Origin of the sequence: Thermoflavimicrobium dichotomicum (assembly GCF_900114055.1) — a bacterium.
In the GTDB taxonomy this organism is placed as follows: Bacteria; Bacillota; Bacilli; order Thermoactinomycetales; family Thermoactinomycetaceae; genus Thermoflavimicrobium; species Thermoflavimicrobium dichotomicum.
This window is the reverse complement of record NZ_FORR01000020.1, coordinates 41,511-62,954: the sequence shown is the minus strand read 5'-3', so window position 1 is coordinate 62,954 and position 21,444 is coordinate 41,511. Positions and strand designations below refer to the sequence as shown.

Annotated in this window: 18 protein-coding genes, 1 rRNA gene, 1 pseudogene, 1 riboswitch and 1 other annotated feature; of the genes and pseudogenes, 17 read left to right on the top strand and 3 right to left on the bottom strand. The window is 44.6% G+C overall.

The features are described 5' to 3' along the window. The first annotated feature begins 126 nt into the window (after positions 1-126). Positions 127-348 (top strand): 5S ribosomal RNA (gene rrf, locus BMZ78_RS15570). Between the two features lie 237 nt (positions 349-585). On the opposite strand, the gene BMZ78_RS15565 is transcribed toward rrf, so the two are convergent. The 3 genes from BMZ78_RS15565 to BMZ78_RS15555 form a co-directional block, all read right to left on the bottom strand. Next, complete coding sequence (locus BMZ78_RS15565; RefSeq protein ID WP_093231333.1) at positions 586-1,971, bottom strand: amino acid permease; 1,386 nt, start codon at positions 1,969-1,971, stop codon at positions 586-588. Positions 1,972-2,384: 413 nt separating this feature from the next. Next, a complete protein-coding gene (locus BMZ78_RS15560; protein WP_093231332.1) occupies positions 2,385-3,722 on the bottom strand; it encodes a 5'-deoxyadenosine deaminase in 1,338 nt (445 codons plus the stop codon). A gap of 46 nt (positions 3,723-3,768) precedes the next feature. Further along, entirely contained in the window at positions 3,769-5,133 is a 1,365-nt protein-coding gene (locus tag BMZ78_RS15555; protein ID WP_245739874.1) for an NCS2 family permease, read from the bottom strand. A gap of 147 nt (positions 5,134-5,280) precedes the next feature. Beyond that, positions 5,281-5,381, bottom strand: a riboswitch (purine riboswitch). Between the two features lie 433 nt (positions 5,382-5,814). Continuing rightward, positions 5,815-6,052 (top strand) — a binding site (T-box leader). A gap of 52 nt (positions 6,053-6,104) precedes the next feature. Between BMZ78_RS15555 and ileS the strand changes: the two are divergent. The 16 genes and pseudogenes from ileS (at position 6,105) to BMZ78_RS15475 (ending at position 21,390) form a co-directional block, all read left to right on the top strand. Next, positions 6,105-8,715, top strand: a pseudogene (gene ileS, locus BMZ78_RS15550) (isoleucine--tRNA ligase). Between the two features lie 399 nt (positions 8,716-9,114). Then, complete coding sequence (locus BMZ78_RS15545) at positions 9,115-9,501, top strand: Na-translocating system protein MpsC family protein (RefSeq protein WP_093231331.1); 387 nt, start codon at positions 9,115-9,117, stop codon at positions 9,499-9,501. 196 nt (positions 9,502-9,697) lie between these two features. After that, positions 9,698-11,116, top strand: coding sequence for an allantoinase AllB (allB, locus tag BMZ78_RS15540; RefSeq protein WP_093231330.1), 1,419 nt, complete (start codon positions 9,698-9,700; stop codon positions 11,114-11,116). A 173-nt stretch (positions 11,117-11,289) separates the two neighbouring features. Continuing rightward, positions 11,290-11,868, top strand: a complete 579-nt coding sequence (locus BMZ78_RS15535) for a cysteine hydrolase family protein (RefSeq protein ID WP_093231329.1) — start codon at positions 11,290-11,292, stop codon at positions 11,866-11,868. An 82-nt stretch (positions 11,869-11,950) separates the two neighbouring features. Next, positions 11,951-12,508, top strand: coding sequence for a UbiX family flavin prenyltransferase (locus tag BMZ78_RS15530; RefSeq protein WP_093231328.1), 558 nt, complete (start codon positions 11,951-11,953; stop codon positions 12,506-12,508). Between the two features lies 1 nt (position 12,509). Beyond that, positions 12,510-13,850: a UbiD family decarboxylase gene (locus BMZ78_RS15525; RefSeq protein ID WP_093231327.1), complete on the top strand. Its 1,341-nt coding sequence runs from the start codon at positions 12,510-12,512 to the stop codon at positions 13,848-13,850. A 28-nt stretch (positions 13,851-13,878) separates the two neighbouring features. Beyond that, positions 13,879-14,142, top strand: a complete 264-nt coding sequence (locus BMZ78_RS15520) for a BMC domain-containing protein (protein ID WP_139203345.1) — start codon at positions 13,879-13,881, stop codon at positions 14,140-14,142. A gap of 18 nt (positions 14,143-14,160) precedes the next feature. Further along, a complete protein-coding gene (locus BMZ78_RS15515) occupies positions 14,161-15,144 on the top strand; it encodes a hypothetical protein (protein ID WP_093231325.1) in 984 nt (327 codons plus the stop codon). Positions 15,145-15,157: 13 nt separating this feature from the next. Next, on the top strand, positions 15,158-15,592 hold the full coding sequence (locus BMZ78_RS15510; protein WP_281244586.1) for a BMC domain-containing protein: 435 nt from the start codon (positions 15,158-15,160) through the stop codon (positions 15,590-15,592). A 60-nt stretch (positions 15,593-15,652) separates the two neighbouring features. Further along, complete coding sequence (locus BMZ78_RS15505) at positions 15,653-15,934, top strand: BMC domain-containing protein (protein WP_093231337.1); 282 nt, start codon at positions 15,653-15,655, stop codon at positions 15,932-15,934. A 53-nt stretch (positions 15,935-15,987) separates the two neighbouring features. Continuing rightward, a complete protein-coding gene (locus BMZ78_RS15500; RefSeq protein WP_093231323.1) occupies positions 15,988-16,677 on the top strand; it encodes a hypothetical protein in 690 nt (229 codons plus the stop codon). 13 nt (positions 16,678-16,690) lie between these two features. Further along, positions 16,691-16,963 carry a EutN/CcmL family microcompartment protein gene (locus BMZ78_RS15495; protein ID WP_093231322.1) on the top strand — a complete coding sequence of 91 codons (273 nt, stop codon included), beginning with the start codon at positions 16,691-16,693 and terminating at the stop codon, positions 16,961-16,963. Between the two features lie 103 nt (positions 16,964-17,066). Then, positions 17,067-18,887, top strand: a complete 1,821-nt coding sequence (gene ade / locus BMZ78_RS15490) for an adenine deaminase (RefSeq protein WP_093231321.1) — start codon at positions 17,067-17,069, stop codon at positions 18,885-18,887. After that, the gene (locus tag BMZ78_RS15485) at positions 18,887-19,579 is read left to right on the top strand and encodes a cyclase family protein (RefSeq protein WP_093231320.1); all 693 of its coding nucleotides are present in this window, start codon (positions 18,887-18,889) and stop codon (positions 19,577-19,579) included. The genes ade and BMZ78_RS15485 overlap by 1 nt, the downstream gene beginning before the upstream one ends. A 12-nt stretch (positions 19,580-19,591) precedes the next feature. Further along, complete coding sequence (locus tag BMZ78_RS15480; protein ID WP_093231319.1) at positions 19,592-20,209, top strand: DUF1989 domain-containing protein; 618 nt, start codon at positions 19,592-19,594, stop codon at positions 20,207-20,209. A gap of 2 nt (positions 20,210-20,211) precedes the next feature. Then, positions 20,212-21,390, top strand: a complete 1,179-nt coding sequence (locus BMZ78_RS15475; RefSeq protein ID WP_093231318.1) for a M20 family metallopeptidase — start codon at positions 20,212-20,214, stop codon at positions 21,388-21,390. The last annotated feature ends 54 nt before the right edge of the window (positions 21,391-21,444 follow it).

The window sequence follows — 21,444 nt, the reverse complement described above, 5'->3', positions numbered from 1 at the left end:
CGCAGCAATGCGTTTAGCTGACGGATACGAATCGGTCGAGGGCTTAACCTCAATCACTCACTCGGTGAACACTTCATTTCCTGTCTAATTTTCAAGGTGTGTTCCACACACCCAAAACCAAATACGTCTGGTGATGATAGCGGAGGGGACCCACCCGTTCCCATAGGGAGACACGGCGGTTTACCGCCGATGCGACACTTGTACCCTGTGGGTGCATCCCGAACACGGAAGTTAAGCCCTCCAGCATAGCGTGACCTAGCGCTGTGCGCTCTAGCACGACTTGTGCTCTGTGAGTGCGCCGATGGTACTTGGGGTGAAGACCCCTGGGAGAGTAGGTCGTTGCCAGGCAATGAGTAAAGCTCATCCATATTGGATGAGCTTTTATTATGTCCGTGTGCCTAGCAAGCCGTTAATTGTGATCCTAGGAAATCCCTGTGAGACTAGTTTCTGAAAGTCCAACCGAGAGTAAGAGCCTAGTTGCCACGTAGCGATGGCGAGTGAACACATTTAAGCAACAAACAAAAGCGAGCGATCAGATACCTTTCTGAAAGCTCGCTTTTGTTTGTTTAAGGGAGAAAAAGCGATTTACCCTGCTTGTTTCTCAGTGGATGTGGAGGTAACTGCATTTCGCTTTTTCGTATATAGATAACCCACCGTTAAGATAGCAAACCAGATCGGAGCAACATATAAAGCAACCCGTGTATCCTGATCCACACCGAGCATGACCACAATGAGTGCCAGGAACAGAAGGACGATCCAGTTGGTGATCGGTGCGCCGGGCAATTTGTAAGATACTTCTGGCAGACCTTTTTCTTTGATCGCCTTACGGTATTTCATGTGAGCAACCACAATCATACCCCAAGTCCACAAACTTCCAACAAGTGCTGTACTGGTTACATACACGAAAGCTTTTTCAGGAACGAGATAATTTAAGATAACCCCAATCAATAAAGCAGCACCGGAAACGGTTAAACCTACGGATGGGACTTGCCGTTTATTCAATTTGCCAAATGCTGCTGGTGCCTGCTTGGACAAGGCCAATGAGTGTAGCATACGGCCAGTACTGAAAACACCACTGTTACAGGAAGATAAAGCGGCGGTGAGAACAACGAAGTTAATGATATCCGCTGCATAAGGAATACCGATTTTTTCGAAAGTCACGACGAATGGGCTTTGTGTAGGATCTAACTGATTCCATGCGTAGATGGACATAATCACGAACAGGGAACCTACATAGAACAGCATGATTCGCCATAGAACTTTATTAATTGCGGAAGGAATGGACTTGTTTGGATTTTCTGCTTCACCCGCAGTGACTCCAACCAGTTCTACGCCTTGGAAAGCGAAAGCAACCATTTGTAGCGTGAGGAGCATACCGACAATTCCTTTTGGGAAAAAGCCGCCATGAGACCAGAGATTGGAAATGCCTGTTGCTGGAATATTGCCCAGACCAACCGAAATGATGACAAGACCAATCGCAAGAAGTGCGATAATGGTAACAACTTTAATCAAAGCAAACCAGAATTCAAATTCTCCGAATAGTTTTACAGCTACCAAGTTAATGATATAAACAAAAATTAATGACATCAAGGCCGGAATCCATTGTGGCAGATTGGGGAACCATTTGGTCATATATTGACCGACAGCAGTAATTTCCGCCATACCTGTGACAATCCACATAAACCAGTAGCTCCAACCCGTAAAGAAGCCTGCCCATGGACCTACAAATTCTTCCGCATATTTGCTAAAGGAGCCGGATACGGGCTTGTATAGAATGAGTTCTCCCAATGCACGCATGATAAAGAAGATGATGATACCTGCGAGAGCATAAGAAAACATGAGTGAAGGGCCTGCCGCTTGAATCGCTTTTGCTGAACCCAGGAACAGTCCGACCCCTATGGCTCCACCTATTGCAATTAATTGAATGTGACGATCTTTCAGTTCTCGTTTCAAGTTTTCTTGTTGATTCACTTTTTGGTCTCCCTTCTCTCTAAAAATATGAAATTATGAATATTACTACAAAAAATGTATGCATTTTACTTAAATAGAATTATACAATGAAATGTAAACGTTAACAAGTTAGACATTTTGATAAAAAATGTAAAGTAGTTGATCAGGAAAAATTATAATGAATTCACAAGCAAAAACTCAAAGAGTCTCCTTTTTCAGTGAAGATACTCATTTTTATGGGGCGGGAGTGAAACGGAAAAGAAAAACCGGGCTTGCCAACGGCCTCACTATGTACTCATTTCTAAAAGTTATTTTCCTTCGTTTTAAAAGTTGATAAAAAACCGTTACCCATATGGATAACGGTCTTTCCATTAAATATTGTATCATAAAGGGGGAATTTTTGGAAAATGATTACAAATGATGGGATCTTACTGTTATTGAATAGACGGTAACTTTTTAAGCAGACGTTTGATTGCGCGATTGGCTTCTTTGAGCACAATCGATTCATCAATGGTCTTCATCACCCGGTTTTCCATGACGATTTTTCCATTGATGATGGTGGTTTCGACATCGCCAGAATTGGCTGTGTACACGATTCTGGAGATCGGATCCACTTCACTGCTGGGATAGGAGTGGAATTTGTTCAGGTTAAGAATGGCCAAATCCGCTTTTTTCCCGACTTCCAAACTGCCGATTTTGTCTTCCATTCCGACTGCTTTGGCGCCACCGATGGTAGCCATTTCAAAGACTTTTCTCGCTTTCATGGCGGTTGGTCCATAAGCTGGTTTATGTAAGGTCGCAGCCAGTCTCATTTCATGAAACATATCCAGGGTGTTGTTACATGGCGCACCATCCGATCCCAGGCTGACAAAAATTTCACGATCGAGCATGTTGGGTACATCAGCGATTCCTGAAGCAAGCTTCAAGTTCGAACCCGGACAATGGGAAACTTTAACGCCACGTTTTTTAATGATTTCTTTTTCCTCATCGTTCAGCCATACACAGTGGGCTAGAATGAGCCGCTCGTTGGCCAAACCGATATGATCAAGGTATACCACATTGCGCATGCCTCTTTCAGCCTCGACCAAAGCGATCTCACCGCGATTTTCGGAAGCATGGGTATGCACTTTGACATCATATTTGGCAGAGAGATCACGTACATTGACCAGTAATTCTTCTGTACAGGATACAACAAAACGTGGACAGAAGGCATATTCAATTCGACCGTTATCGTAGTTATGCCATTTTTCGAGTAAATCGACACTTTCCTGGATGGACTCATGGGTGTCTTCCTGGAGAAGCTTCGGTACTTCATCACCGTGATCCATCATGCATTTACCGGACAAAGCGCGGAATCCACTGTCCGCTAGCGCTTGAAAGGCAGAGTGGGTATGGTGAACGGTTTCCATATCGACAATGCAGGTTGTACCGCTTTGAATCAGTTCACCAATCCCCAGTAGCGCTGAATAGTAGAGCGATTCTTCGTCGTGAGCTGCTTCAAGAGGCCAAACGCGCTTTTTCAACCAATCGAGCAACTCCAGATCATCCGCTTGTCCACGGAATAACGTTTGGCATAGATGGATATGTGTTTGGATAAATCCTGGGATGACGATCCGACCTGTTGCATCGATGACTTTGTCGACAGCGGATGCCTGAAGATTTTCGCCGATGGCGGCAATGGTGTCGTTTTTAATGAGCAAATCGCCGGTCAAGATCGTATCGTTTGGATCCATGGTAATAATCTGGGCGTTTTTGATCAGGATTTGTGACATAATGACCACCTAATATTTTTTATTATGAATAATGAAATTTATATGACTAACCATGATAGAGAAAACTGATGATAAACGCAATGCTGATCACATGTACCATCCAATGCACTTCTTTATATTTACCCGACAAGATTTTTAGCAAACTGTAGGAGATAAACCCAAGTCCCAGTCCATTTGCGATGCTGAAGGTAAGTGGCATAGAGATAATGGTCAAGAATGCTGGAAGTGTATCGGTAAAATCATCAAATTTGAGGTGTTTTACCTCTTCGAGCATGAACGCACCTACAAGGATCAGAATAGGTGCTGTAGCTGCTGAAGGAATCAGTTTGATCAATGGCATGAAGAATAAGACACTTACAGCACATAAGACAGCAACCACAACCGCCGTCAATCCTGTCCGTCCACCTGAAGCGATCCCTGCTGCGTTATCACTGTAAGCATTGGTAGCTGTTGATCCAAGGACGGCACTCCCCATAATAGCCACAGAATCACTATAAAATGCTTTTTGCATATGGGGGATTTTTCCTTTTTTATCGATTAAGCCAGCTTTTTGTGCCAGGGCGACGAGGGTAGCGGAGTTGTCGAGCAAATCGATAATGGTGAAAGAAAAGATGACCGAAAATACGCCATATGCGATGGCAGCCGGAATATCCAGTGCCAGGAAAGTGGACGATACATCAGGAATTTGAAGAGAGATGACGTCGGTCAATTTTTTCGGTGCAGGCGAAACACCAAAGATCATCGCCAGAATGGAAACGACCAGAATACTGATGATAAAGCTACCCTTGACATTTTTGGCTATTAAGACAGCTGCCAATATTAGTCCGATGAAGGCCAGGATGACACTGGGAGATGTAACAGATCCCATTTTTACAAAGGTCGCTTTGTCAGGAATGACAATCCCTGCACTTTTCATTCCGATAAAACAGAGGAAGGCCCCCACTCCGACTCCCACCGAGTATCGAATGGCGGGCGGGATCGCTTCAATGATGATTTTACGAATATTGGTCACCGTTAAGATGAGAAACAGTACCCCTGAGATAAACACAGCACCTAGTGCCGTTTGCCACGGTAAGCCCATACCCAGTACAACCGTATAGGCAAAGAAGGCGTTTAATCCTACACCTGGTCCTACGGCAATCGGCAAGTTGGCAAGCAGACCATAAAGCAGGGACCCCAAGATGATGACGAAGGCAGTTGCTCCAATCGCTGCTTCAAGCGGAATGCCTGCATCGCTTAATGATTTGGGGTTGACAAACAGGATGTAACTAATGGTCATGAATGTGGTGAGTCCTGCGATGATTTCTGTTCGAACGGATGAATTCCGCTCCTGGATCTTGAATAACTTTTCATACCAAGGTGCTTTAGTCGCTTCCATCGCTGTTTGCAATTCTATATTGTTATTGGTCACTGATTATCCCCTCCGTATCGTTGATGAGTAGACACAAGACCATGGTGCGCATGACAGCAGGAGTAATCGGATGGGATTGCTTACATTTTTTGTCACCTCCCAAACTTGGTCCAATATAAAAAACTTCCTAGCCACGAGAAATTTGCACAAATAGGCAAATACTCTCGTAGCTAGGAAGTTTACGGCTTCCACTAGAAAGTCTCAACCCATATCGTTGAGATTATACGAGGTAGATAAGAAAATTATGGTATTTTTAATAATATCAATTATTTACGTCATCAATTTTATCAATATTTAGTTTACTGTCAAGTGGTTTTTTTCTATAAATTTTTTACATAAATATTGCTGTTATTAAGATGGAATCCACTCAGAACCCTATATATAGAGAAACTCTTGGATATGCCTGGCGTCATCACGAGAAGAAAGGTTTTATGCAACTGCTGAATCAAAGATCTATTCAAGAATCAAACACGTAGGTGGCGGTGGAAATAAAAATATTATGAAAGGAGAAATTTCATGGTATATCTATTGTCTGAAACTCATTGCGACAGCACAAAGGGAGATGGAACAAGCTCATCGCAGATTATATGAGTATCAAGAAAACTAATTAAAGGCGCAAATAATAAAGCAATTATTGATTTTTATGCAAGTTAGTGTAAAAATGAAAAAAAGAATGATTCGGTAAATTCAATGACGAGGAAAGTAGGTTATGGCTTGTTCCACAGAGAGTTGGTATATGCTGAAAGCCAATGTTCAGGTCATAACTGAAGATCACCTCTGAGAAGCAAAGCTGAACATTAAGTAAGCTTTGACGTCCCCGGCGTTATTGGGAAAGCGTATGAGAGCCATGGTTCTCTTGTCAGAAATAGAGTGAATCATGGAAGTAGGGTGGTACCGCGAGTGAAAACTCGTCCCTAATGAGGGGCGAGTTTTTTTTAAGGGAACGTATTCGAAATGAAAGGATGATCTGTATGCGGAGAATCGATGTAAAAGAAAAAGCAAGAACAAGAGAGCTACGAGTTCTTCAACAATGGAAAGAAGAAGATATCTTCCAAAAATCCATTGCCAATCGTGAAGGCAATCCTCCATTCGTTTTTTATGAAGGGCCTCCAACAGATGCCCCATATTGGGCATGTGCTTGGTCGGGTCATTAAAGACTTTATCTGTCGTTACAAAACGATGATTGGGTACAAAGTAATTCGAAAAGCTGGATGGGATACCCATGGGTTGCCTGTAGAGCTTGGCGTTGAAAAACAACTTGGCATTTCTGGAAAACAAGAGATTGAAAAATATGGTGTTAAAGAATACAAAGGTGTAGAATTTGTTGGCGCTCGCTATGAAGCACCATTCTCATTTGTAACACCTGAACATGGTCATTTTGTGATTGAAGCTGATTTTGTCAGCGATACAAGCGGTACGGGGATCGTGCATATAGCTCCTGCACATGGCGAAGATGACTATCGAGCAGCAAGACGGAATGGAATTAGCATGGTTCAAGTTGTGAATAAATCCGGTTGTTATACGGATGAAGTTGTACCGTTTACAGGTCGTTTTGTAAAGGATTGTGGTGTGGATATTGTTAAAAATTTATCTCAACGAAATCTTCTTTTCCACAAAGAAAAATATGAGCATAGCTACCCATTCTGTTGGCGGTGTCATTCTCCACTGCTTTACTATGCAATGGAAAGCTGGTTCATTAAAACAACAGCTATCAAAGATCAACTCATTGCAAATAATAAGACTGTTAAATGGTATCCAGATCATCTTCGTGATGGACGTTTTGGTAAGTTTCTTGAAGTACTGGTTGATTGGAACATCAGTCGTAACCGTTATTGGGGCACTCCGTTGAACGTATGGGTATGTTCCCAATGTCAAACCTAGTATGCGCCTCACAGCCATAGCGACTTGCGAGCAAAATCGATCGAACCCATTGATGAAAACTTGGAGTTGCATAAACCATATGTAGATGAAGTAAAACTCAAAAGTCCAAATTGCTTAGGGATTATGGAAAGAACACCTGAAGTGATTGATGTATGGTTTGATAGTGGATCTATGCCATTTGCACAATATCACTATCCCTTTGAAAATGAACAACTCTTTGATGAGCAATATCCAGCTGATATGATTTGTGAAGGTATTGACCAGACACGCGGTTGGTTCTTCAGCTTACTTGCAGTTTCTACACTGCTTAATGGTAAAACCCCTTATAAATCCGTTCTCTCTACAGGGCATATCCTGGATGAAAAAGGTCAAAAGATGTCCAAGAGCAAAGGCAACGTCATTGATCCCTGGGAAATCATTGAAGAATATGGTGCCGATGCTTTTCGTTGGGCATTATTATCTGACAGTGCTCCATGGAACAGTAAGCGCTTCTCAAAACAGATCGTGGTTGAAGCAAAATCGAAAGTGATCGACACGTTGAACAATGCCCATGCCTTTTTTACTCTTTATGCCAGCATTGATAACTTCGATCAGGCTCAATTTCCATTAAAGAAGTCGGAGAACAAACTTGATCGATGGGTTTTGTCTCGCCTAAACAGTGTTTTGAGAGAAGTACGAAAAGGCTTGGAGACTAATGACTTTTTAAACCCAGCCAAAAACATCGAAAGCTTTATCAATGATCTGAGTAATTGGTACATTCGCCGTTCCCGTGATCGTTTTTGGGATAGTGAAATGTCCGATGATAAAATTTCTGCGTACCAGACTCTTTATGAGGTTCTTGTAAAAGTGAGTATGATGATTGCACCTTTTACACCATTCATCGCTGAGGAAATTTATCGAAATCTTGTTGGAACCGGCAGCGTTCATTTAACTGATTACCCGGAAGTGGATGAAGCTGCAATTGATGAAACCCTTGAGCAAGACATGTTGACTGTTCGTCAGATCGTTGAGTTGGCCCGAAACATTCGTAACGAAACTGGAATTAAAACACGTCAACCCCTTTCTGAGCTAATCGTTATGCTTGATCGTGATTTGAACCTGAGTGACTATGAAGATATCATCAAAGACGAGATCAATGTAAAGAAAATACGTATTGAACGAAGCGATAGTGGATTTGTAGATTTCTCATTAAAACTAAATCTCAAAGTAGCTGGGCCCAAGTACGGGAAGAATGTTGGTGTACTCCAAAACTATCTTCGTCAGCTTACACCAGAACAAGCGAAAGAGATTGTCGAGAATGAGCAGTTTGACTTGGAAACGGCTACAGGTGAAAAACTAACCATTGTGAAGGAAGAACTTTTAATTGATAAGCAAGCGAAGCAGGGATTTGCTGCTACATCGGGTAATCAAATGACTGTTGCGCTAAATACAAGGATTACAAAAGAACTGAAACAGGAAGGACTTGTTCGTGAAGTTGTTCGGGCTATACAGGATTACCGCAAGAAACTGGATCTCCCTGTTGAGAAGAAGGTGAAACTTGTACTGAATGTAGATGAAGAACTAAAAGAAGCTATCGAGTGTTTTAAAGATATACTGTTCAAAAATGTACTTCTCCTTCAAGTTTCCTATGGAAAATTCAAAGACATGGAAGTAGTATCCATTGATCATAAAAAGCTTGGTATGTTCATTCATGTCGACTAAGAATCGCGTTGACAGTATCATCTATCCAATCTTTAGGTGAACGATCCTGCCATTATCCGTTCCGCCAGAAATAGGGTTGCACTTTCCAGCGTCAGGGGGTTCGCCAATTGTGATGTATTTCTGACAACTTGGGCGGCATACTGTTTAAAGTCGGGTAGTAAGGCTTCTTTACAGGCAATGGCCTTTGAAATAGCTTGTAGTCTCATGCATCACATAGATGCATTGTAAAAAGTAATCTATAAATATACGAATAAATACCTATTTTTATAATCGAATTTTTGTAAATAATATTCATAAAAAGCTGGTATTGACGAATAATAATTTTTTGCTTAATATAGAAAGTGAAATGAATATATTGGCAAGTAGGAAAGTTCATAGACCTTCTAAGGAGGACAATGCATGAGAAACCCTAAGTTCCTTGCTCCTACTAGTACAATCAAAAGAATGATTGCACAATTTTGTAATGAGATCAGTCAGGAGATGTATGGCTTAGGGGTAAAAAAGCAGCGGATCGAACTCTATGATGACAAGATCATCATCTTCGGTCAACACAAACGGGTTCCAGCTTTGACCGCTCTTACTGGCAAGTATGGCGATCTTACCTTAACGGTGGATGCAGCCTTGGTAAGAGAGTATAAAGAAAGACTCAAGGAATATCTCGAAAAGGAACTGAACTTGCAGGTACTAACAATCCTGAAAGATTATGACCCAAATACTGAAAATGCTTTTATCGCAATTTATTTGAAAAAGCCTTTAAGCATACACGATGGTCTTCCTGCATCCTGAACATAAAGATCTTTCCTGGAGACAAATGCGCAAAGGTCGGTTTGTCTGCCAGAACGACAGGTCTTGCGGACGGTTATACTCTGTTGAACGGGGTATCTCACGCCGTGGAAGTAGAGAGTGTGCTCTCTATTTCTACGGCGTTTTTTTATAAATGTTATATTTAACCATCATTTTTAAATACAGGAGGCGTGTTGGTATGCAACTGATTTTAAAAAATGCAACGATTCCACAAGGTTTTGGCAATCGTACGGTAAAGACAAACATCTTGGTAGATGATAACAAAATCGTTGGTTTTACGAACTGTATTGATGGCATTGAAGCCAAAGAAGTCATTGATATGGATGGCAAACTGGTCGTGCCAGGCTGTATCGATCCCCATACACATTTTATGGATCCTGGCTTTACCCACCGTGAGACTTTTGCCACCGGAAGTGCATCGGCAGCAGCTGGCGGTTTAACCTGTATCGTTGACATGCCTTGTTGCAGCAAGCCATCTGTGAGAAGTAGAGACGAGTTTTACCAAAAGCTCAATCCCATTAAAGACCAGTCTTACATCGACTTTGCTTTCTGGGGTGGAATGACTGGTGAAGATGTTCGTGAAGGTAAGCTCGACAATGTATGGGGACAGGTGGAAGAGGGGGTAACCGCATTTAAAGTGTATATGACTCCTTCGGTTCCCACTTTCCCGAAAGTCAGTGATGCGGAAATGCTGGAGATTTTCGCGAAAGTGGCGGAAACGGGCTTGCCAGTAGGTGTGCATGCAGAGAACTACGATATTTGTAGCTTTCGAGTCGAAAAACTGAAAAAACAAGGTCGGATGGATGGCCCAGCCTGGGCAGAAGCGCGAAACTCACTCGCGGAAAAAGTGGCGATTGAGCTCGTGATCAGCTTTGCCGAAGCGACCGGGGCCAGAGCCCATATCGTTCATATGAGTACCAAAGAAGGAGTCGGGTTGGTACGTCAGGCGAAGTTGCGTGGACTCCCGATTACAGCTGAAACTTGCCCGCATTACTTGGTATTGAATGCCCAAGAGGCAATGACTGAATTTGGTACTTTTGCGAAAATCGCTCCGCCTCTGCGTGGCAAGGAAGATAATGAAGTACATTGGAAGGCATTGGCGGATGGTACGATCGACTTTGTGGCCACGGACCATGCTCCCTATGAGATTCCAACGGAAAAAGAAGGGGAAGGTTTGGACATTTGGACCGCTTTCCCTGGCATTCCAGGCGTGGAGCAAATGGTTCCGATCCTGGTCAGTGAAGGGTTGAACAAAGGGCGTCTCACCTTGCAACGTTTCGTTGAGGTAACCAGTACCAATGCAGCGATCCACTTTGGGCTCTATCCAAAGAAAGGTTCCATGGAAATTGGAACAGATGCCGACTTCACGGTGATCGACCTCGAGAGAGAGTATGTCATTGACAAAGACAAAGTACACTCCATGGCCAAATACACCCCATTCCATGGCATGAAACTCAAAGGCAAACCCGTTATGACCATCGTTCGCGGTACGGTTGTGTACGATGAAGATCACGGCGGATTGGTTGGTAAAAAAGGTTATGGTCAGTTTGTGAAACGTCAAAGCAACATTGCCTTGCCAAGACAGCTCCAATTCTAGTTTTACGCTGTTTGCCGGTTAGGGAAGAAAAAGGTTTCATGCTTTACTGATGTTCCAACTTTTCGTATCAACCATGGGTTATTGGAATGAATGGTTTGAAGTCACCGGGATAACCCATGGATGAACGCATAAATCCGAATGATCCACAAAGGAAACAAGGGAGGAAGTTGGAGATGAAAGGTGAAAAACACGCACTTGTGATCATCGATATGTTGAACGATTTTATCGGCCCAAAAGCAACCTTGCGTTGTGAAAACGGGGAAAAAATTGTTCCTAACATTCGCAAGCTGATTGATTTCTGCCACGAAGTAGGCATCCAGGTGATCCATGTACAAGAATGGCATCGTCCCAATGATGCTGATTTCCGTGTTCGTCCTGTACATGCTGTTCGCGGAACCTGGGGAGCCGAATTCATTCCGGAACTGCAACCCGAGGAAGAGAAAGGGGACTACATTGTCCGAAAAAGACGTCACAGTGCATTTTCCTACACGGATATGGATCTCTTCTTACGTGAAGAAAAAATTGATACCGTTGTACTCACAGGTGTATGGACCAATGTCTGTGTAAGAAGTACGGGTTCTGATGCTCTGTACCATGGTTACAATGTGATCGCCATCAGTGATGCTTGTGCTTCGCAGACGGAAGAAATGCATGTGTCTGGTCTTCGTGACCTCGGTATTTTTGGTGAAATTTTCTCCACGGAAGAATATATCAGAATGGCCAGAGAAAAATTTGGGGCGAAAGCAGTGTAAGGGTAAACCACAGTTAAATGGAGCCTGTTGACAAAACTTCCATTTTGTCAACAGGCTGGACATAGCAAAAAGGGGCATGCCTATGAGAATTGTCGTTGGAATAACAGGAGCCAGTGGTTCTGTTTACGGATATACATTGATTCGGGCTTTATATGAGTTAGGGATTGAAACCTATGTCATTTTCACCAGTATGGGTGAGAAAGTACTGGAATTTGAATGTGGTGTCAATCCGGAAGAGATCAAGAAGTATGCCACCATTTTGAACAATAAAAACCTGTTCGCTCCCGTCGCCAGCGGTTCCTTCAAGACCGATGGCATGGTGATTGTGCCTTGTTCCATGAATACATTGGGAGCGATCGCAAACGGGGTGGGAGATACCCTGTTAAGTCGAACGGCCAGTGTGGTTCTGAAAGAGAAACGAAAGCTGGTCATCGTTCCGCGCGAAACGCCACTTCATTTGATTCATTTGGAGAATATGACCAAACTCGCTCAAGCGGGCGCGATGATCATGCCGGCTTCTCCTGGATTTTATCATCGTCCAAAAGAAATATGGGAGCTGGTCAACTTCATCGTGGCTCGTATATTGGACGCATTCGATATCGAGCATGAATTCCTGGCAAGGTGGGGAGAAAAACATTGAGATGATTACAAACATTCGACAGTTGATCGATTATTGGAGTCAGACAGGCAAGTTAATGCGAATCCGGAAAGAAGTGGATCCAGATTTTGAATTGGGAGCGGTCGTCAATCATCTTTATGGAAGACAGCCGATGTATTTTGAGAAGGTTAAAGGCTATGATGTACCGATGATTGCCGGATTTGGTGGCGATCGGGAGTTGATGGCGGATAGTATCGGGCTTTCTTCAGGCCGTGAACTTGTGCCGAAGCTGATCGAATCCATTGTCAATCCGCTGCCAACGAATTTGGTTCCTACGGCTCCCGTTCATGAAAACGTGATTTTGGAACCGGATGATTTGGAAGAACTTTTTCCCATCTGCAGGTATCACGAGCTGGATTCTGGACGTTATTATGTTGCGGGTGTATTGGTCGTCAAAGATATTGCAGGCAATAAGCGATATACCTCCATTCGCCGGATGCAATTTCTCGGTGGGAACCGAACCAATATCTTGATTACCTCTCCGGAATTGAACGAGCAGTATAATTATTACGAAAGCCGGAACGAACCGATGGAAGTAGCAGTCATGTTTGGAGTAGTCCCGGCAGTGGTTCTCAGTTCCCAGGTCAGTACGCATTTATATCATACGGATAAATTTAACATTGCGAGTGCGCTGATCGGTCAACCGCTAGATGTGGTGAAGTGCAAAACAGTGGATCTGGAAGTATTGGCGGAAGCAGAGGTTGTGTTTGAAGGTCGCATGCTGCCGCATGTTCGAGAGATGGAAGGGCCTTTTGGCGAGCTGGCCGGTTATTACGGCAAACAGGCACCGCAGCCAGTCATCGAGATTTCGGCCGTGACTTTCCGCAATAATCCGATCTGGCAAACGATTCATCCTTCCAGCCATGAAGAGTTGTTGCCAATGGCAGTTGTTCGGGAAGCGACCTTACTCAGTACTGTTAGACAAGTGGTTCCCGGAGTAAAAGATGTGGTGGTGACCTTAAATGGAGCAGCTCGCTGCCATGCCGTGATCCAGATTGAAAAACGGCGTGAAGGTGATGGGAAACAGGCGTTGCTGGCCGCTTTTGCCAGTGATAAAGACTTGAAGCATGTGGTCGTTGTCAATGAGGATGTGAACATTTGGGACCCCAATGATGTAGAGTGGGCGATCGCCACAAGAGTCCAGGCAGATCAGGACGTATTCATTGTACCTGGAGCCAATGGTTCTCCGCTGGAGGCATCGCACAACTTGCGGGGCGTATCCGCCAAAATGGGGATTGATGCAACGTACCCATTATACGCAGCGGACAAATTTAAACGGAAGTCGATTCCTTGGGGGCCCATTCATTTGGAGGACTATCTCTAACAGGCAAGGAGAATGAAGGAGGATTACTATGCAAGCCATCGGCTTGGTGGAGACAAGGGGGCTGGTTGCCGCATTGGAAGCGTTGGACACGATGTGCAAAGCAGCCAATGTTCGCATGATCGACCTGAAACGGGTCGGATCCGGTTTGGTCACCGTGATTGTGGAAGGGGATGTTGCAGCAGTCACGGCAGCCGTCGAAGCAGGAAAAGACGCTTATACCCGCACGGGTGGAGAACTCATTTCAAGTAATGTCATTCCAAATCCGCATCCCGAACTGGCCATGATTTTGTAGCATTGGAGGTGATTGAGGTTGTCTGAATTTATGCGAAACATCGTAAATGGGATCTTAAATAAAAATGGATCGTTTCCATCGACTGCTCGTCCGATCGCGACACAGCCTAGCGGACAGGAGAATGATCAAACAGCAGTACCACTGAATCTCAAAAGGCCCAATTATCAACGAGATAAAATGAAGCAGCGTCTTTCTCCCATTATAAACAGGATGGGAAGCTCTCAGATGCAGGCAGCAAAAACGAATGAACCCGGTACGCCAAAAACACCACCTGTTTCAATCCAGCACAAGCCCAATCGTGTAGAAAATCCGGTTCCCGGCGTTTATGTGGAAAACGCCCTCTCTCCTTTACAAAGACTCTCTCTGTTTCAAGTGATTGGACAAGAGACTCCTTCTTCGCTTTCTCAGCAAGAACAGGCACAGTTTATCGGCAAAACGAGGGATGGCAGTTATGTCTGGTTCTATCCAAAGCTGGATCCAAGTCTGGCTACCTATTTACAAGTGGCAGGAAAAGAGAATGAGGCGGTTGGAATTGTCGCAGCGAGTCGCTTTTCGTCGGGACAACTCTTTTTGATCGATGAAGTCATGAAAGAATTCCCACAACTCGCCTATAACACAGATGCCTGTAAAACAGAGGAATTTCCTTTTGTATTCCGTGTAACAGGCCATAATCCAGCCGAAATCCAAAAGTTGGTGAAAGAAATTTATCTCCGGCTCAATCGCCGAGTTGTTCATGGGGTCACTTCGTATTTCACAGCTCAACCAACTCGCTTTTTGGTTCAACATTTACAATTGCAAAACCAGGAAGCGGTAGCCGTTTTGGATGGAATCAATACATTTCATGGAGTGGGATTACTGGATCGATTACTGAAACAAAAACGTCTTGCTTCACTTCGCTTCCGTGTGGAGTCCAGCTATTTGTTAATCCAGGGAGAGCAGGAATTGGTCAGGAATACCATGGCCGCACTTAAACAGGAAGCAGACAGACTGCCTTTAGACTGAATAAGGGGAGGGTATGATGAAGCAGCAGGCTTTGGGTTTGATTGAAACCGTTGGGTATACGACCGCTGTTTCTGCAGCAGATGCAGCTCTCAAAGCGGCCAATGTCACGTTGATTGGAGTGGAGCGGGTGATCGGGGCTGGCAAGTCTTTGGGAGTTACCATCCACTTAAGCGGGGATGTGGCTGCAGTGACTGCGGCAGTGCAAGCGGGAAAGGAGGCAGCGGAAAGAGTGGGCAAAGTGATTTCGGCTCATGTCATTCCACGGGCTCACGATGAAGTGACTGATAAAATTTTGACGCAATTTCTATTGGGGCAACAAAAGGCAGAAGAAGTAGTAGCCAAAGAAGAAAGTGAGTCCGTGGAGTCGCAATCCTCTCTTCCTGAGGTAACAAACAAGCCATCAAGTGAACCAAAGAAGAAAAAGAACAAAGGCCAAAAGGAGACCTGAATGTTTTAAATGCTAATCGATTCCGAGAAAAATTCCATTTACCAAGAGGAGGAAATGAACATGAGTGAAGCATTGGGATTAATTGAGACCAAAGGATTGGTTGGAGCGATCGAGGCAGCAGATGCGATGGTGAAAGCTGCCAACGTACAAATTTGCGGTTATGAAAAAATTGGCTTTGGACTGGTTACCGTCATGGTAAGAGGAGATGTCGGAGCAGTCAAGGCCGCTACTGATGCTGGGGCAAGTGCGGCCAGTCGTGTAGGTGAACTTGTATCTGTTCATGTCATTCCTCGTCCGCATACCGAAGTGGAAAGAGCCATTCTATCCAAAGGAAAAGAATGATCTAAATGATGGGTAAAACGCGGAGCACTCTTTTAGAGGAGATTCTTCTAAAGTTGTACTACCGCGGCCGAGAGCATGAATTGGAACAGATGCCAAAGGTGTTGGCTCTTCTGTCTTATCATATGACAGGATGGGATCAGGGCTTAAAAGCATTACGTACGCTTGCAAAGGAAGCGATTCGATTGGAGATCTGGGCGGATCAGGCCCTGCCTTTGCCGAAGGAGTGGAGTAAGGATGTCCATCGTTTGCAAGCGCATAATCCATTGTGGATGGCTGAATGGTTTGAAGAAAGCAAGGATCGGTTTCAGTATCTGTTTATTCCTGTCCTGTCTTTTTCATTGATTTCGAAGTTAGTGCAGATGGATGATGAACATCCATACGTTCAGTTGATTTTATGGTCTTTACTTTCTGGAAAACAAGTAGCTGCCCTGACTGCAGGGATCGATCCATATGGTGCAAGGGGGGACAAGCGGTTTCAAGCAGGTCCTCCCCTGTTAAAACAACAAATTCGCAAGCATATCGACCAATTACGCAGCTATGGGATTGCATTTCTGGATGAGAGCCAAATTCACCAATGGTTGACTGCACAACGTGATCGCCAAAAACGTGTCATTACGAGTAAAGATATTGAACAAGCTCGATTAAACAGGCAGAACCAGATCATTGTTTCTCGCCAGACGATCATTACGCCATTGGCTGCTGATTTGGCTGAAGAAAGCTACATCCAAATTATTCGAAAGTAAGGGGAAGATGGTCATGTATCTGGGACAAGTGATTGGGCTAGCGATTGCCACTCGGAAAGATGAACGACTTGTTGGAACAAAACTGCTGATCACGCAGCCCATTTTACCGGATGGAAGCTTCTCTGGTCAGCCAATCATCGCAGTAGATTCTGTTGGAGCAGGTATTGGCGAGCGAGTGATCTTCGTCACAGGCAGTGTGGCCGCCCGGATCATGTCTGATCCGAACGCTCCCTGCGATGCAGCCATTGTGGGAATTATCGATAGCATAGAGAGCTTTCATCGTTAATGGATGATAGAACAGCGGAGTCGATTATTCAGAATAAGGAAGTTTTTGAAAGCGAGTGTTGGCACGCTTCTTAACTGGGGATAGAAGGGGTGATGGTTGGAGAATGAAAACATCAAGAATCAAACAGGCGATCGAGTGGCGTTTACTTATTGAGACTTTGCTCAATCCAAATAAATATGCAGACCTCGTACTAAAAGGTGGATATGTCATTAACGTCATTACCCGGGAAATCTATGAGGCGGATGTAGCGATTTTGGGTGAACGGATTTTGATGGTGGGTGATGCCTCCAAACTGATTGGCCCCCAGACCAAAGTGGAAAACGTTCAAGGCAAGTTTGTCAGCCCAGGATTTATCGACTCTCATATGCATTTTGAGAGTGCCATGCTCACGGTGACAGAGTTTTCGAAATTATCGATCCCGACGGGGACCACTACCCTTGTAGCTGATCCACATGAGATAGGAAACGTCTTGGGTGTAGTCGGTATGAAAGCCATGATCGAAGAAGCCAAACAACTGCCAAACAATGTTCTCTTTACGGTTCCTTGTTTAACACCAGACGCGCCTGGGCTTGAAACAGCAGGATATGATGTGACATCAAAAGACATGGAAGAACTGCTTAACGATCCTTACGTACAGGGAATTGGAGAAATTCAGGGCTTTGCCAATGTTCGACCCGTATTTGCCCATGCTTCTCATGTGTTGGATGATCAGCTTGCTTCAGTGGCTTATGCCAAAAGCATTGGAAAAACCGTAGAAGGAAACTGTCCGGGACTCTTTGGGGAAGAGCTGGCAGCTCATATCATCAGTGGTGGTACGCATATATCCTGTCACGAGACAACCACCAAAGAAGAAATGATCGAAAAGCTGCGCTATGGGGTCAGCGTATTTATGCGGGAAGGTTCTTCGCAGCGCAATATGGCAGAGTGTATCCGGGCCATTACGGAAGAAGGTCTCGATTCACGTCGGGCGATTTTGGTATCGGATGATATGGTACCAGAAGATTTGATGAAATATGGGCATATGAACGATATTGTTCGGCGGACGATTGCTCAGGGAGTCGATCCGGTCGAAGCAATTCAGATGGTGACCATTAACCCGGCCACCCACTTTGGATTCCAGGATGTAGGTGTACTTGCACCAGGAAAACGTGCCGATATCGCTGTGATCGGAGATCTCGAGCAAATGCGCGTCGACCAGGTCTATTTGGCAGGGAAGAAAGTAGCGGAAAATGGGGAACTGATTATCGACATTCCTTCCTACACCTATCCGGATTACGTCAAACAATCCATAAAACGTAAACCCGTCAAAGTCGAAGAACTCCACATTCAGGCAGATGGTTATCGGGTGAAGGTAAGAGCTATTGAAGTGATTCCTGATCAAAACCTGACCGGAGCCCTCGAATTTGATATGACGGTGTCACAAGGTGTCATTCAACCTGATGTGGGGCGTGATGTCTTGCCGCTGCTTGTCGTTGAACGCCATGGGCGTAGCGGCAAAATCGGGAAAACTTTTGTGCATGGCATACGCCTGAAATATGGAGCGATAGCGGAGAGTGTAGCTCACGACACCCACAATATCATTGTGACTGGAACCAGCTATGAAGATATGGCTCTGGCAGTCAATCGTGTCATCGCCATGGGTGGCGGAATTGCTATGATTAAAAATGGCAAGGTAGTCGGTGATCTGCCGCTTCGTGTCGGTGGACTGATTACTGATGAAATGACCGGAAAAGAAGTGAGTGAGCGGATTGCCCAGCTTCATCGCCTGGCAGAGGAAGAGCTTGGATGCACCTTGCATGTGCCATTCATGCACTTGTCTTTCTTGTCGCTGATTACCAGTCCGAAGTGGAAAATCACAGACATGGGCTTAATTGAAGTAGATCGGTTTGAAGTGATTCCAACAGTGATTCAGGGAGGGATTTGATGCAGCAAAAAGGCATACGTCTCGTGGATTTATCACTGGAAATCTATCAAGGTGCTCCAGTTTGGGGACTGCATCAAAAAACGATGATTTTCCCTAACATGACTCATGAAGAAAGTATCAAAAAACTTGGTTTCCCTTTTGCTACCAACAACTTGTTGATCAATGAGCATGGAACAACACACTGTGATGCGACCTATGAGTTTGACCCCAATGGAAAGTATATTACCGAAATGCCGATGGAGTATTTCTATGGACCAGCGATTTGCCTGGATGTGTCCTTTGTTTCACCCGATGATTACATTACACCACGAGACCTGGAAACCGCTTTGGAGCGTTCGGGTTTAACCATCGAAAAGGGTGATATCGTTCTTTTATGTACCAAACATTATAATCGTGCCTATGATACCAATGAATGGCTCACCCGTCATCCAGGGCTGAACTATGAAGCAGGTAAATGGCTGGCTGAAAAAGGGGTGGTCAATATCGGAATCGATGCGCCCTCGATCGATAGACCTGATGACACCAATTATTCAGGCCATGTTGTCTGTCGGGAATATCAGATTACCAATACAGAAAATCTCTGTAACCTGGACCAGGTAGCCAACAAGCGTTTTGTTTACTTTGGCCTGCCTCTCAAAATTCGCAAGGGAACAGGATCACCGATTCGGGCGGTCGCTTTGCTGGATGAATAAGGAGAGGGGGAAATGACGTTGACTGGCTATCAAATCATGGAAGAAATTTTTATTCCTCCATATGAAGGACGCAGTGTATTGGTCAGAAAAGGGGAACATCTTTGTATAATTGATGTAGAAGGAAAACAGGTAGGCGACTTTGTTTGCTTTGATTACCAGGATCCAACCGAACATGTATCTCCTGTGCATATGCGCGCTTCCTTGAGCAGTATTCGATTAAAAGAAGGCGATTATCTCTACAGCAACCGGCGCAGGCCACTGATGCAGCTGGTTAAGGATACAGTGGGCCGGCATGATTTCTTCTTTCCTGCATGTGACTATTATCGCTATAAAGTCGATTTTGGGCTTGAGGATCATCCAAACTGCCATGACAACCTGGTTCGGGCGTTAGAGAAATATCATATTCGCCCAGCTTGCCTTCCTGATCCGATTAACTGGTTTATGAATAACGTCTTGGATGAAAATTGGGATTATGAAATTCATGAACCCTTATCCAAACCGGGAGATTATGTGGAACTTGTAGCATTGACCGATGTGGTAGTTGCCCTTTCGACTTGCTCGCAAGATTTGGCTCCAGTCAATGGCTGGAAAGTGACCCCCTTAAAAATGCAGATTTTAAGGGGAGAGTAAAAATGGCTGAGATTGTGGATACCAGGGATGCGATTCAGTTTTTACAAGAGATGATCCGAATTGACAGTACCAATCCACCTGGTCATGAGCATCGGGTTACAGAATGGCTGGCGAGACGTTTTGAGCGTATACACTTGCCTTTCCAAGTGATGCAGATCGAAGATGGACGGAGCAACCTGGAGGTTCGCCTGACAGGAACGGGACGGAAAAAGCTTTTTTTCTGTGGCCATATGGATACGGTGGCTACAGGCGACTGGACTGCGTGGACATATCCTCCTTTCTCTGGGGAGTTGGTAGACAACCGTTTATATGGTCGGGGCGCTTCAGACATGAAAAGCGGCTTGGCCGCGATGGTACTGGCGATCGAATCGTTATATCGTGATGCAATGAAGTTGGATGGCGATGTAATTTTGCTGGCAACGGCTGGTGAAGAAGTGGATAGCTGTGGGGCACGCCGGTATAGGGAAGAAATCGGGGTTGACGATGTGGACGCGATCGTCATTGGTGAACCAACCCATGAAAAAGTGGTGATCGGACATAAAGGTGCGCTATGGCTGGAAGTCACCTGCTTTGGAAAAACGGCCCACGGCTCCATGCCTGACCAGGGGATCAATGCGATTGAACATATGATTCAATTCATTGAGCAACTAAAGATATATGAACACGAGTGGAGAAAAGAAGAGCGTATTCTGGGAAAAAGCAGTATAACTGTTACACAGATGCATGGTGGAATCCAAACCAATGTGATTCCGGACCGATGTGTGATTCATTTGGATATTCGCAGTGTCCCTCCTCAATCCCATCTGGATCTGATCCGTGAGATTAAACAAAAAGCAGAAGCGCTTTCCAAAGAAATCAATGGTTTTCGGGCGGAAGTTCGCATGTTATTGGATCGGGCTCCAATCTTAAGCTCCACCTCCTCCGATATCATACAAACGGCTTTACAAATCAAAGGGTTGTCAGAAGATGATGTGTACGGTGTTTCCTATTATACGGATGGTTCCGTGTTAAATCCGCAAAGTACCATTCCCACCCTCATTTATGGACCGGGCGATGAAAAGTTGGCGCATCAACCGAATGAATGGGTAGATGTTGATGCTTATATACGATCGATCTCCTTCTATAGAGAGCTGGCGATACAATATCTGGGACGGGGCATGAACTTCCCCCATCTACGCTAACGTAGGTGGGGGTTTCTGATTTGAAAGAATCTTTGTAGTGCAGGGAAAAGTATA

Bases quoted from the DNA above. Each gene is read 5' to 3' on its own strand.
- BMZ78_RS15560 (WP_093231332.1), bottom strand. From the start codon at position 3,722: ATGTCACAAATCCTGATCAAAAACGCCCAGATTATTACCATGGATCCA.
- BMZ78_RS15545 (WP_093231331.1), top strand. From the start codon at position 9,115: ATGAGAAACCCTAAGTTCCTTGCTCCTACTAGTACAATCAAAAGAATG.
- allB (WP_093231330.1), top strand. From the start codon at position 9,698: ATGCAACTGATTTTAAAAAATGCAACGATTCCACAAGGTTTTGGCAAT.
- BMZ78_RS15535 (WP_093231329.1), top strand. From the start codon at position 11,290: ATGAAAGGTGAAAAACACGCACTTGTGATCATCGATATGTTGAACGAT.
- BMZ78_RS15530 (WP_093231328.1), top strand. From the start codon at position 11,951: ATGAGAATTGTCGTTGGAATAACAGGAGCCAGTGGTTCTGTTTACGGA.
- BMZ78_RS15525 (WP_093231327.1), top strand. From the start codon at position 12,510: ATGATTACAAACATTCGACAGTTGATCGATTATTGGAGTCAGACAGGC.
- BMZ78_RS15520 (WP_139203345.1), top strand. From the start codon at position 13,879: ATGCAAGCCATCGGCTTGGTGGAGACAAGGGGGCTGGTTGCCGCATTG.
- BMZ78_RS15510 (WP_281244586.1), top strand. From the start codon at position 15,158: ATGATGAAGCAGCAGGCTTTGGGTTTGATTGAAACCGTTGGGTATACG.
- BMZ78_RS15505 (WP_093231337.1), top strand. From the start codon at position 15,653: ATGAGTGAAGCATTGGGATTAATTGAGACCAAAGGATTGGTTGGAGCG.
- BMZ78_RS15495 (WP_093231322.1), top strand. From the start codon at position 16,691: ATGTATCTGGGACAAGTGATTGGGCTAGCGATTGCCACTCGGAAAGAT.
- ade (WP_093231321.1), top strand. From the start codon at position 17,067: ATGAAAACATCAAGAATCAAACAGGCGATCGAGTGGCGTTTACTTATT.
- BMZ78_RS15485 (WP_093231320.1), top strand. From the start codon at position 18,887: ATGCAGCAAAAAGGCATACGTCTCGTGGATTTATCACTGGAAATCTAT.
- BMZ78_RS15480 (WP_093231319.1), top strand. From the start codon at position 19,592: ATGACGTTGACTGGCTATCAAATCATGGAAGAAATTTTTATTCCTCCA.
- BMZ78_RS15475 (WP_093231318.1), top strand. From the start codon at position 20,212: ATGGCTGAGATTGTGGATACCAGGGATGCGATTCAGTTTTTACAAGAG.